We start from the raw sequence: 12,064 nt of genomic DNA on the forward strand, positions 1-12,064 counted from the left end.
CGATGGCCGGCGATCAATCGCCCGCTGGCCCCCTATAACCCGCTCCATAAACCGCCGCGCGAAAATCGCGGTGGAGCGTGCCGTCGTAGGGCATCGTCTGGACGAAGAAGACCGCGGTCAGCTTATTCGCGGGATCGACCCAGAACAGCGTCGAGGCGGCGCCGTCCCAGAAAAATTCGCCGACCGCGCCGCGATTTTCGTCCGCCGTTTGCGGCGGCGATTTGCGGACCGCAAAGTCGAAGCCGAAACCGACCGCGCCCTTGCCCGGCAGCCACGCGCGTTCGGTAGTCGCCGGGTCGAGTTGGTCGGTCGCCATCAGCTTAACCGTCGAAGGTTTGAGGATACGCGCGCCGTCGAGCTCACCCTTGTTCAGCAGCATCCGCGCAAAGCACTGATAATCGTCGAGCGTCGAGGCGAGGCCGAAGCCGCCGGGGGTCAGCGCATTGTCGCGAAAATTGAGTTTCTGCGCCTCGATGGCATCCTGCTGAACCAGCTTGCCATCGTTCCTCTCGTTCATCGCGGCAAAGCGCGGGCGTTTCGCATCGGGCTGGCGCCATGCCGTGTCGGTCATTTTCAGCGGTTCGAAGATGTGCGTTCGGACATAGGTGGCGAAAGCCTGGCCCGAGAGTTTTTCGACGAGCGCCGCCTGCACGTCGACCGCGATGCTATATTCCCACTGCATCCCCGGCTGGAACAGCAGCGGCACCGCGGCGAGCCGGCGGCTTGATTCGGCGAGTGTTATGTTGAGTGCGAGCGGTTCAGCCGCGACATAGGCGGCGTGCGCGGGGGTCGGCCCCGCGCCATAAGCGAAGCCCGCGGTGTGGCGCAGGATGTCGCGCACGGTGATAGGGCGTTCGGCAGGCACATAGTGCGGCTGGCCCGCGGCATCCTTGCCCGCATAGACGCGCATGTTCGCATATTCGGGCAGATATTGGGACAGCGGATCGTCGAGGCGGAACCTGCCCGCTTCCCACAATTGCATCAGCGCGACGCCGGTCACCGGCTTGGTCATCGAATAGATTTGCGCGATCGTGTCGCGGCGCATCGGACGCTTTGCGTCGCGGTCGGCCATGCCCGCCGCGCCGAAATAGACCTCGCGCCCATCCCGCCAGATCAGCGCCGACGTCCCTGCGGCGCGGCCGTCGGCGATCATCGCTTTCAGCGCCGCGTCGATCCGCGCCTTGTCGATCGCCAGCGTTTCGGCGGGGGCGGTCTGCGCCTGCGCCGGCGGAGCGATTACCGCAAAGCCGCTGCTCGCCAATATCATCGCCAAGGCCATTCGTTTGCCGCGCATAAATCCCCCCCCTGCCCCGGCGCTGCGCCGTGTTTCGGATCGCATCCCATGCGATGCGATGCGCGCCGTCAACCATAGGATCGCTGAATAGGTCTGCGGCGCGCCCGCTATTCGGTCGCGGAGGCTTCCGCGGGCGCCGTCTCCTCAGGTTCCTCGGCCGCGGTCAGGCTGCCGTTCTGGATCAGCCAGCGCGGATAGCCCGTCTGTACCGCCGCCATGATGCGGTCGATCGCGGCCGCGACCTGCTCGCCCTCGGCCTCGCGGTCGCGCTGGACGATCACGCGGCGCGCCTGCGAATCTATCAGCACGCGGTCGCGCGGCACCAGTTCGCCGACCGTCAGCCCGGCGAGGATCGCGCGGCTGTCCTCTTCGCGCTGCTCGAGCGTCGCGAGGCGGCGATTGAGCTGCTCTTCGACCTGCACCGCGGCGTTGGTCTGCTGACGCAGTTGGACGATGCTGACGCGCGCCGCGCGATCGAGCTCACCACGAATTTTTGCGGCAAGCTCGGTGTCGAGCTTCGCAGCATAGCGATCGACGAGCACCACGCCGTCGACCGCAATCGCATCGCGCTCCATGCGGACGTTCAAGCTGTCGACACGGTCGCTCTCGCCCAGGAGCGAGCGGAGTTCGGTTTGCACGACCGAGCGCGCACGCACTTCGCCCGCGAGGCTGTTGAGCGTCAGCGCGAGCGGGATTGACAGAATGCCGAGTGTGACGATGATCCCCATGACCTGCATCGCGGTGTGCTGCGGGGTCAGCGACGGCCCGAATTTGTTGATGCGCGCGATGATCGTCGCGGCAAAGGCGATGGCGAGCGTGTTGGTGAGGAACAGCAGCGCCGCGCCAACCGCGAAATCGAAGCGCCCGGTCGCGAGGCCAAAGCCGATCGTCGACAGCGGCGGGACCAGCGCGGTCGCGATCGCAACGCCGACCATCACCCCCGACAGCTTGCGCATGATCGCATAGACGCCGGCGATGCCGCCGACCACCGCGACGCCGAGGTCGAGCAGCGTCGGCTGCGTTCGGGCGCGCAGTTCGGGGGTGACGTCGCGGATCGGCGAGAGCCAGATGATGAACATAGCGACGATGATCGCGACCGCCATCCCCGCCGCCATCGTGACCAGCGAGCGCTTGATCAAATTGCTTTCGAGCGTCGCAAGGCCGAAGCCGACGCCCATGATGGGGCCGAGAAGCGGCGACACGAGCATCGCCCCGATGACCACGGCGGTCGAGCTTTGCAGCAGCCCGAGCGTGGCGATCGCCGCCGACAGCGTGATCAGCAGCAGGAATTTCTGGTTCAGCCGTGCATCGCGCGCGACGCTCGCGAGGACGAGCGCGCGGCCGTGGACATCCTCCTCGGCCGCGCTCAGTTCGTCGTCATCGACTTCCCGGCCCGGTCCCGGCCGCGCGGACCGGCGACCACCGGCGCTAAACGGTGCGTCACCCAGTCCGGGCACTCCGGGATGATTGCCGGCCATATGGGCTGAGGGTTAGATCTTGCCGGTCAGTTCGGGCACGGCGCTGAACAGGTCAGCGACGAGGCCGAAGTCGGCGACCTGGAAGATCGGTGCGTCTTCATCCTTGTTGATCGCAACGATCGTCTTCGAATCCTTCATGCCAGCGAGATGCTGGATCGCGCCCGAGATGCCGATCGCGAAATAGACCTGCGGCGCGACGATCTTGCCGGTCTGGCCGACCTGATAGTCGTTGGGGACATAGCCCGCATCGACCGCGGCGCGCGAAGCACCGAGCGCGGCGCCGAGCTTGTCGGCGAGCGGGACGATGACTTCCTCATATTTCTCGGATGAGCCGAGCGCACGGCCGCCCGACACGATGATCTTGGCCGAGGTGAGTTCGGGACGATCCTGCTTGGCGATTTCGGCGCCGACGAAGCTCGAGATACCGGCATCGCTGCCGCCGCCGACGGCTTCGACCGTCCCCGAACCGCCCGAGGTCGCGGCCTTGTCGAACGCAGTGCCGCGCACGGTCAGAACCAGCTTCGCGTCCGAGCTTTCGACGGTCGCAATCGCGTTCCCGGCATAGATCGGGCGGGTGAAGGTCTTCGGACCTTCGACCGACAGGATTTCCGAAATCTGCATCACGTCGAGCAGGGCAGCAACGCGCGGCGCGATATTCTTGCCGGTGGTCGTCGCGGGCGCGAGGAAGGCGTCGTGGCTGCCCATCAGCTCAGCGACGAGCGGCGCGACATTTTCGGGCAGATTATGATCGAAGGCGGCGTTGTCGGCGACATGCACCTTGCCGACGCCAGCGATCTGCGCGGCTTCCTTGGCAACCGCATCGACGCCGGAACCGGCGACGAGCAGATGGACTTCGCCGAGCTTCGACGCGGCGGTGACCACCGCGAGCGTGGCGTCCTTGACGGCCTTGCCGTCATGTTCGACCCAAACCAGAGTTTTCATGAGTGCACTCCCAGCGCTTTCAGCTTGGCAACCAGTTCATCGACATCGGCGACCTTGACGCCCGCCGAGCGGACGGGCGGCTCCGAAACCTTGACCACCTTGACCCGCGGAGCGGTGTCGACGCCGTAATCGGCGGGGGTCTTGGTATCGAGCGGCTTCGACTTCGCCTTCATGATATTCGGCAGCGACGCATAGCGCGGCTCGTTCAGACGAAGGTCGGTGGTGACAATCGCGGGAAGCTTGAGCTTCACCGTTTCGAGGCCGCCGTCGACTTCGCGGGTGACGTTCACGCTATCGCCCTCGACGTTCACCGCACTGGCAAAGGTGCCCTGCGCCCAGCCGGTCAGCGCAGCAAGCATCTGGCCGGTCTGGTTGTTGTCGTCGTCGATCGCCTGCTTGCCGAGAATCACGAGGCCGGGCTGTTCGGCGTCGGCGATCGCCTTGAAGATCTTCGCGAGCGCGAGCGGCTCGACCGCATCGTCGGTCTGCACGAGGATCGCGCGGTCGGCGCCCATCGCGAGCGCGGTGCGGAGCGTTTCCTGCGCCTTGGCCGGACCAACCGACACCGCGATGACCTCGGTCGCGACGCCCTTTTCCTTCAGGCGGATCGCTTCTTCGACACCGATCTCGTCGAACGGGTTCATCGACATTTTGACATTGGCGAGATCAACGCCCGTGCCGTCGGCCTTTACCCGCGGCTTCACGTTATAATCGAGCACCCGTTTCACGGGGACGAGGATTTTCATGGGCTCTTGGCTCCTCTCAGCAAATTGTGCACTGCGCCATAGTTGCGCTTTACGTAAACGTCAACCTTGACCCTCTCCCCTTAGGGGAGAGGGATGCGCAGACTTGGCAGCTTGCTGCCTAGTCGTAGCTGGGTGAGGGCGTGAAACGTCACAGACCCTCACCAAGTCCGACTAGGGCCTTACGGCCCAAGTCTTCCTATCCTCTCCCCCAAGGGGAGAGGTTTAGCATCAAGCCGCGCGGACTTCGGCGACAATCTTCTTTGCCGCGTCGCCCAGATCGTTGGCCGCAACGATCGGCAGCCCCGAATTGGCGAGGATGTCCTTGCCTTCCTGGACGTTCGTGCCCTCGAGGCGAACGACGAGCGGGACCGAGAGGTTCACTTCCTTCGCCGCGGCGACGATGCCGTCGGCGATGATGTCGCACTTCATGATGCCGCCGAAGATGTTGACGAGGATGCCCTTCACGGCGGGGTCCTTGAGGATGATCTTGAACGCCGCGGTGACCTTTTCCTTCGAAGCGCCGCCGCCGACGTCGAGGAAGTTGGCGGGGAATTCGCCGTTGAGCTTGATGATGTCCATCGTCGCCATCGCGAGGCCGGCGCCGTTGACCATACAGCCGATGTTGCCGTCGAGCTTGATATAGGCGAGGTCATATTCCGACGCTTCGACCTCGGCCGGGTCTTCCTCGGTCAGGTCGCGCAGCTCGGCGAGGTCCTTGTGACGGAACATCGCATTGCCGTCGAACGCCACCTTGGCGTCGAGTACGAGCAGTTCGTCGCCATCCTTGCCTTCGCAGACGGCGAGCGGGTTGATTTCGATCTGCTCGGCATCGGTGCCGAGGAACGCGGCATAGAGGCCGGCCAGCACCTTGGAAGCCTGCTTGGCGAGGTCGCCCGACAGGCCGAGCGCCGCGGCGACGCTGCGGCCATGGTGCGGTTGGAGGCCCGTGGCGGGATCGATGATGATGGTGTGAATCTTTTCCGGCGTGTCGTGCGCGACGGTTTCGATGTCCATCCCGCCTTCGGTCGAGGCGACGACCGCGATGCGGCTCGACCCACGGTCGACGAGCAAAGCGAGGTAGAATTCCTGCTTAATGTCGGCGCCATCGGTGATGTAAAGACGATTGACCTGCTTGCCATGCTCGCCGGTCTGGATCGTCACCAGCGTATTGCCGAGCATGTCCTTGGCATGCGCCTCGACCTCTTCGATGGTCTTGGCGAGGCGGACGCCGCCCTTCGCGTCGGGGCCGAGCTCCTTGAACTTGCCCTTGCCGCGGCCACCCGCGTGGATCTGCGACTTCACGACATAGAGCGGTCCGGGGAGCTGCTTCGCCGCGGCGACGGCTTCCTCGACGGTCATCGCGGCAATGCCCTTGGGGACAGCGACGCCAAATTTCGCGAGCAGTTCTTTTGCCTGATATTCGTGGATGTTCATGAGGTCTGCCGGGCCTTTCGACTCTGGAGCGGGGAGAAGTTTGGCGCCGCATAAGCACAAGTAGCGCGGCAAGGCTACCCCTGCGACGCCCAGAAAATCTTGGACTGCCGAAAGCGCAGGCTAAGTCGTTAGCGCAGCGCGCAAAGCGCCGCCGAACTGGTCGAGACGGTCAGTATCTCGGGATCCTTCAGCGCGCGGACCTTGCGAAAAAACTGATCGAGCGTCAGGTCGGTGACATGCTTGTCCTTGAGGCTGCTGAGCGCCGAGAGGCGGCGGAGCTGGAGCAGCGAAAGGCGGTCGACCATCCGCTCGGCCATGCACGCCGACATCGCCTTCGACAGGCCGGCGTTGTTGAGGCCAGTGCGCAGGCGTGTCTCGGGCGTCACGCATCCGGTGAGTGCGAGGGCGAGCAGCATGGGAAGCAGTAGAAATCGTTTCATCGACTTGGCCTATAGTGAAGACGGCCATGAACCCCAAGGCCGTTTGTCCTGAAGAGACATTGAGCTTTTCGAAATGGCGTCTCGAAGGACACTGCCACACGCTGGCGCCCGCAAGGCGGGCCTTCGACTTCGCTCAGACCCGCCTCAGGACAAACGGATGAAAATGCTTAGCGCCCGTGATATTCTGCGACGGCGCTTGACACCGACTGCATCAACGCCATGCGCGCGGGAATGCTCGAGGTGGTCGTACCCAGCATCACGACGATCGCATAGCGGGTGCCGTCGGGTGCGGTGGCGATGCCGATATCATTATAGCCCGCAGTCATCCCACCCAGATTCTGCCCGGTCCCGGTCTTGTGCATGAATTTCCAGCCCGGCGGCAGTCCGGCCTTCAGCCGCCGTGGCCCGCTTCGCGTCCGGCTCATCACGTCTTGCAGATATTCGGTCGATTCGGGCGATAAAAGCGTTCCGCGCGCGAGCCGCGTCAGCGCGCTGGCGATCGCCGCGGGGCTGGCACCGTCGACCGGGTTGGCGAGATAATTGTCCATCGCTGTACGCCGTGTCGCGGCCGACAACTGCGCGCGCGCAGCCTCAAAATTGCGCCCGACCGAATAGCTTTGCTGCCAAGTGAGTCCAGCAGTCCCCGCCTGCAATAGCCGCTCGCCGGGGCCAAAACGGATTGAGCCCAGATCCTTTTTCGCGATGAAGGCGCGCACCGCATTGGGGCCGCCCACGGTGCGTAGCAGGCTGTCGTTCGCAAGATTGTCGCTGTGGGTGATCGCGGTCTCGATCAGGTCGCGGACGCTCATCGTCACCGACCCCTCGGCGCGCACGCGTGCCGCGAGCGGCTGGTGAAAGACCACCAGATCCTCGGGGCCGATGCGGACGCGCTGGTCCAGCGTCATCCGGCCTTGATCGACTGCGTCGAGCACAGCCAGCGTGACCCACAGCTTCGACACGCTTTGCTGCGGGAACAGGTCGCCGCCGCGCTGCGACAGCGCCCATTCGCCATCGATGCGCTGCACCGCGATGCCTGTCTTGCCGGGAAACGAGCGCCAGAGTTCATAGATGCGGTCGTTGAGCCCGGCGGGGGCGCGGCGGAAGCCGGGGTCCAGCGGCCCCGCGGGGCGCGGCATCTGCGAGCGCACGGGCTGGCCGATCGGCACACTGACCGAACCCGCCGGACCCCGCACCGCCGCCTTCGGCTGCGCGGCGGGCTGCTGGCGCGGCTGCGGCACGATCGCAGCGCTGCTGACGCAGCCCGCCAGCACCGCGGCGCTCATCGACACGGCGAGGAGCGGCCTGACCGATAATTTAACCTTCATTCAATCCCCGCATTTGCGACTTTTATATGGTCCCGACCCCATTCGGGCATTGTCTGCGTCTCGCAGGCGCGCGGGAGGGGCCAGCGATTTGCGGTGAATGATTCTTCTGCCGCGACCAATGGCGGGAACCCTTGGGTTCAGGGTGCCGGCTTCGCCCGCACCATATCGGGATAAAGCCGCTTCAAAGCCGCCAGCTTTGGCGCGTCCCACCGCAGGATATAACCGTTGGTCGGGTTGCGGCGCATGAAATCCTGATGATTCGCCTCGGCGGGATAGAAACGCTTGTACGCCTCGACCGGCACGATGATCGGCTTGGCAAAATATTTGCCCTTGCCGATCTGCGCCAGATAGGCGGTCGCGACCCGCCGCTGGCTGGCGTCGAGCGGCACGATCGCGGCGCGATATTGCGTGCCGCTGTCGGGCCCCTGACGATTTTTCAGTGTCGGGTCGGCGACCACCGAAAACAGGATGCGGAGCAGGCTGCCATAGCTGACCTGCGAAGGGTCATAGACGATACGGACCGCCTCGGCATGCCCCGACTTGCCGTCGTGGGTCCGCTCATATTTGGCGGTCGCGGCGCTTCCGCCATGATAACCCGATTCGACCGAAATCACGCCTTTGACGTTGGAAAAGACGCCTTCGACGCCCCAGAAGCAGCCGCCCGCGAGCACCGCCGTGGCGCGTTTCGCATTGACGACAGGATCGACGAGCGCGGCGGGCAGCTTGACGACGCTTTCGGCCTGCGCCGGGGTGCATTGCGCGACGATCGCGCCTGCCGCCAGCGCCGCGACGGCGCGCAAGGAAAGGCTATGCCGCAGCGGCGTTACGCCGGAAGCGGCAACGCCGGCTGATTGAGGACGATATAGGTCGCGCCAATCGCGAAGCCAGCGAGCATGGTGAGAAACCAGTCGGAGCGGAGCATGGAGAGCATGATAACCTCTTTTTTTCATATCTGTCAGTTCGCGGCCTGGACCGCTTTGGTTACACCGACGATATGGAGCGCCCCGACCAGCCGTGCAGTGATGTGAGTCACCCTAACGGAAATGACTTACTATCCGGTGAACCGGGCGGTTAACCGCCGTTCAGGTTCAAATAGTCGCGGCCGCGGCGATTACAAGACCGATCGGTACAAAATAATCGTGCGCGAATAAATTTTTGTCGGGGAGGTGTCAGCTAAGCGCAGCGCATGCCTGCTGGATACGCACGCAGGCTTCCTTCAGCACCGCTTCCGACGTCGCATAGGACACGCGGAACGCCGGCGACAGGCCGAACGCCCCGCCGTGCACCGCCGCGACCTTGGCGCTGTCGAGGAAATAGTCGATCAGCTTCTCGTCACTGTCGATCAGCAGGCCGTCCGGGGTTTTCTTGCCGATGCAGCCACTCGCGTCGGGATAGACATAGAAGGCTCCGTCGGGGGTCGGACAGTTGAGGCCGGGGGCATCGTTGAGCATCGCGACGACCATGTCGCGGCGCTTCTTGAACGCCGCGTTACGGTCGTCGAGGAACTGCTGCGGCCCGCCGAGTGCGGCGGCGGCGGCGGCCTGCGCGATCGAACAGGGGTTCGACGTCGACTGCGACTGGAGCTTGCCCATCGCCTTGATCAGCCACGCCGGCCCACCGGCATAGCCGATGCGCCAGCCGGTCATCGCATAGGCCTTCGAACAGCCGTTCACTGTCAGGATGCGGTCGATCAAATCGGGGCAGCGCTCTGCAAAGGTCGTGAAGGCGAAATCGGCGTACCAAACATGCTCGTACATATCGTCGGTCATCACCATCACATGCGGGTGGCGGCGGATCACTTCGCCCAGCGCGTCGAGTTCCTCGCCCGAATAGGCGGCGCCCGAGGGATTCGACGGCGAATTGAACATCACCCAGCGCGTCTTCGGCGTGATCGCGGCGTCGAGCTGCGCCGGCGTGATCTTGTAATTCTGCGCCGCGGTGCCTTCGATGATCACCGGCGTGCCGCCCGCAAAGGCGACGATGTCGGGATAGCTCACCCAATAGGGCGCGGGGATGATGACCTCGTCGCCCTTGTCGACCGTCGCGACGAGCGCGTTGAACAAAGTGTGCTTGCCACCGACATTGACCGTGATCTGGTCGAGGGCGAATTCGAGGCCGTTGTCGCGGCGGAACTTGCCGCGGATCGCTTCCTTCAGCGCCACCGTGCCGTCGACGAGAGTATATTTGGTCTGGCCACCCCGGATCGCCTCGATCGCCGCTTCCTTGACGAAATCGGGGGTATCGAAATCGGGCTCGCCGGCGCTGAGGCCAATGACATCGACGCCCGCGGCCTTCAGCGCCGACACGCGCGCGGTCATCGCGAGCGTTGCCGAGGGCTGGATACGGTTCAGGGCGGCGGAGACATGGGGCTTCAGCGACATGACGATATCTTCCGTGGCTTGCGCGGTCGGGCTGCAAAAGGACAGGAAATTGCGCGTGGCCGCGCCTAAAGCCTCTCACCGATCTTCGCAAGCGCGGCGCTTGATAATTTACCTATGCGCCGGGCTGGTTAGCCTATCGACTATGCTGCAGCGTCGGCCAGCCGCGCCGGGATCAGCCCGCGAAGACTGTTGCCGATAAAGAATCCGCGCTCCAGATCGGCGAGCCGCAGGTGCGATTCGACCGCGCGCCCTTTCTCGATCAGCTCGGCGCGCAGCACGCCGGGAAGCAGTCCCAGCGCGAGCGGCGGCGTGAGCAATTGTCCGCCGCGCTCGACGAAAACATTGCTCCAGCTGCCCTCGGTGACGAACCCCGGTTCGTCGACGAACACAACCTCGGCCGCGCCGCTCTCGTGCCGCGCGGCGTCGTAAGCGGCGCGCAGACTGGTTTTGTGTGTCAGGCGAAAATCATCGGCGGCCATCGGCACGGGCCGCACCGCAACCGGCACCGGCAGTTCGGCAAGCCGCGGCAGCGGCGATACCTCGACCGCAAGCGCGCCCGACGGCGCGAGCCGCATCCGCACGCGCGCGGCGCTGCGCAGGCGAAAGGTCGCCGATTGCAGGCTGTTGCGCGTCGCATGGCGGTCGAAAGTGAAGCCCAGCGCCTCGGCGCTCGCCTTCATCCGCGCCAGATGCCCCTCGAGCCGCTGGACGCCTTCGACCGGGTCGAAGAACATCGTTTCTATGAGGTCGAAGCTTTCCCCCGCTGCGCCCACAAATTCCCCCTTGGCCAGACATTCGCGCCATTCTTCAGCCGGTTCGCTGTCGGCGACAATTCCCGATCCCAATCCCAGCGTGGCGCAAGGTCGCCCGTCCTGCAAGCCGCTTTGCGGTAACATCCTGGGAAAGACGAGCGTCCGGATCGCGACATTGAACGCGGCGTCGCCCCCGGGCTCGATGAACCCGATCGAGCCGGTGTAGAGCCCGCGCGCGCCCTCCTCCAACGCGTCGATAATCTCCATCGCGCGCACCTTTGGGGCGCCGGTGATCGATCCGCACGGAAAGGCGGCGCGCAGCACGTCGACCGCGCCCCTGCCTTCGGGCAGACGCGCGCCGACGTCGGAGACGAGCTGATGGATCGTCGGAAAGCTTTCGACGCGAAACAGGTCGGGCACCGCGACCGACCCCGGCACCGCGACGCGCGAAAGATCGTTGCGAATCAGGTCGACGATCATCAGATTTTCGGCGCGCTGCTTGGGATCTTCGGCAAGCTCGCGCGCGACTGCCGCGTCGGCATCGGGATCGGAAAGCCGCGCCGCGGTCCCCTTCATCGGGCGCGCCATCACTTGGCCCTGACGCAGCGCGAAAAACAGTTCGGGCGAGTGCGACACGATCGCCCGTTCGCCGGTCCAGATGACGCCGCCATAGCCCGCGCGCGCCGTCTGCCGTAGCCGCGCATGGACCGCGAGCGGATTGCCGAGCACGGGCACGTCGGCGCGGAAGGTGAAGTTCGCCTGATAGATGTCGCCCGCGCGGATAAGGTCCAGCACCGCCTCGACCGCAGCGAGATAGTCGGCGCGATGGGCGCGGGGCGCGACCCTGCCGATCCACGCGGACCCCGGATCGGGGAGCAGATCCGCCACCTTGTCGGCATCGATCCGACGGACCTTGTGAAACAGCCCGAACCAGCCGAGCGGCGCCGCGCTCGCGTCGGCGTCGACCGCGCCGCGCCACGCGGGCGCGAGCGCCTTGCCCGCCTCATAGGTGAGATAGCCCGCGGCATGGAGCCCGTAGCCCTGCGCCGCTTCGAGCGCCGATAGCAGCGCCGGGACCTCCGCCGCCGAATGCGCCGTCAGCACCTCGACGGGATCGACGAACAATCGCGCCGCCGCCGCGCCTTCGGCGCGCGCATCGTCGAGCAGTACGAAGGGCGGGCAGTCCGGGCCCGGAACGGGAATCGCGTCGCTGCCCGTCATCGCCTTGGCGCCATCGCTATTTCGCTGGGTTCGATCGCGCGCCGGCCGCGA

Annotated in this window: 10 protein-coding genes; all 10 read right to left on the reverse strand. The window is 65.1% G+C overall.

What is annotated here, in order from left to right:
* Positions 1-13 precede the first annotated feature (13 nt).
* The 10 genes from SKP52_RS17505 to pabB all read right to left on the reverse strand — a co-directional run bounded on the left by SKP52_RS17505 (position 14) and on the right by pabB (position 12,013).
* Positions 14-1,294, reverse strand: coding sequence for a serine hydrolase domain-containing protein (locus SKP52_RS17505; protein WP_039576893.1), 1,281 nt, complete (start codon positions 1,292-1,294; stop codon positions 14-16).
* 107 nt (positions 1,295-1,401) lie between these two features.
* Positions 1,402-2,772 carry a DUF389 domain-containing protein gene (locus SKP52_RS17510; RefSeq protein WP_039576895.1) on the reverse strand — a complete coding sequence of 457 codons (1,371 nt, stop codon included), beginning with the start codon at positions 2,770-2,772 and terminating at the stop codon, positions 1,402-1,404.
* Positions 2,773-2,784: 12 nt separating this feature from the next.
* Complete coding sequence (locus tag SKP52_RS17515; RefSeq protein ID WP_039576897.1) at positions 2,785-3,714, reverse strand: electron transfer flavoprotein subunit alpha/FixB family protein; 930 nt, start codon at positions 3,712-3,714, stop codon at positions 2,785-2,787.
* The gene (locus SKP52_RS17520) at positions 3,711-4,460 is read right to left on the reverse strand and encodes an electron transfer flavoprotein subunit beta/FixA family protein (protein WP_039576899.1); all 750 of its coding nucleotides are present in this window, start codon (positions 4,458-4,460) and stop codon (positions 3,711-3,713) included. The genes SKP52_RS17515 and SKP52_RS17520 overlap by 4 nt, the downstream gene beginning before the upstream one ends.
* Positions 4,461-4,688: 228 nt before the next feature.
* The gene (sucC, locus tag SKP52_RS17525; protein WP_039576901.1) at positions 4,689-5,894 is read right to left on the reverse strand and encodes an ADP-forming succinate--CoA ligase subunit beta; all 1,206 of its coding nucleotides are present in this window, start codon (positions 5,892-5,894) and stop codon (positions 4,689-4,691) included.
* A 128-nt stretch (positions 5,895-6,022) separates the two neighbouring features.
* Positions 6,023-6,334, reverse strand: a complete 312-nt coding sequence (locus tag SKP52_RS17530; RefSeq protein ID WP_039576903.1) for a hypothetical protein — start codon at positions 6,332-6,334, stop codon at positions 6,023-6,025.
* A gap of 167 nt (positions 6,335-6,501) precedes the next feature.
* Positions 6,502-7,659, reverse strand: a complete 1,158-nt coding sequence (bla, locus tag SKP52_RS17535; RefSeq protein ID WP_039576905.1) for a class A beta-lactamase — start codon at positions 7,657-7,659, stop codon at positions 6,502-6,504.
* Between the two features lie 137 nt (positions 7,660-7,796).
* A complete protein-coding gene (gene msrA, locus SKP52_RS17540; protein ID WP_228383689.1) occupies positions 7,797-8,459 on the reverse strand; it encodes a peptide-methionine (S)-S-oxide reductase MsrA in 663 nt (220 codons plus the stop codon).
* A 369-nt stretch (positions 8,460-8,828) separates the two neighbouring features.
* A complete protein-coding gene (locus tag SKP52_RS17545) occupies positions 8,829-10,040 on the reverse strand; it encodes a pyridoxal phosphate-dependent aminotransferase (RefSeq protein ID WP_039576907.1) in 1,212 nt (403 codons plus the stop codon).
* A gap of 140 nt (positions 10,041-10,180) precedes the next feature.
* On the reverse strand, positions 10,181-12,013 hold the full coding sequence (gene pabB, locus SKP52_RS17550) for an aminodeoxychorismate synthase component I (RefSeq protein WP_187337263.1): 1,833 nt from the start codon (positions 12,011-12,013) through the stop codon (positions 10,181-10,183).
* Between the last annotated feature and the right edge of the window lie 51 nt (positions 12,014-12,064).

The sequence above is a fragment of the Sphingopyxis fribergensis genome, assembly GCF_000803645.1.
Classification (GTDB): Bacteria; Pseudomonadota; Alphaproteobacteria; order Sphingomonadales; family Sphingomonadaceae; genus Sphingopyxis; species Sphingopyxis fribergensis.

Bases quoted from the DNA above. Each gene is read 5' to 3' on its own strand.
- SKP52_RS17505 (WP_039576893.1), bottom strand. From the start codon at position 1,294: ATGCGCGGCAAACGAATGGCCTTGGCGATGATATTGGCGAGCAGCGGC.
- SKP52_RS17510 (WP_039576895.1), bottom strand. From the start codon at position 2,772: ATGGCCGGCAATCATCCCGGAGTGCCCGGACTGGGTGACGCACCGTTT.
- SKP52_RS17515 (WP_039576897.1), bottom strand. From the start codon at position 3,714: ATGAAAACTCTGGTTTGGGTCGAACATGACGGCAAGGCCGTCAAGGAC.
- SKP52_RS17520 (WP_039576899.1), bottom strand. From the start codon at position 4,460: ATGAAAATCCTCGTCCCCGTGAAACGGGTGCTCGATTATAACGTGAAG.
- sucC (WP_039576901.1), bottom strand. From the start codon at position 5,894: ATGAACATCCACGAATATCAGGCAAAAGAACTGCTCGCGAAATTTGGC.
- SKP52_RS17530 (WP_039576903.1), bottom strand. From the start codon at position 6,334: ATGAAACGATTTCTACTGCTTCCCATGCTGCTCGCCCTCGCACTCACC.
- bla (WP_039576905.1), bottom strand. From the start codon at position 7,659: ATGAAGGTTAAATTATCGGTCAGGCCGCTCCTCGCCGTGTCGATGAGC.
- SKP52_RS17545 (WP_039576907.1), bottom strand. From the start codon at position 10,040: ATGTCGCTGAAGCCCCATGTCTCCGCCGCCCTGAACCGTATCCAGCCC.
- pabB (WP_187337263.1), bottom strand. From the start codon at position 12,013: ATGACGGGCAGCGACGCGATTCCCGTTCCGGGCCCGGACTGCCCGCCC.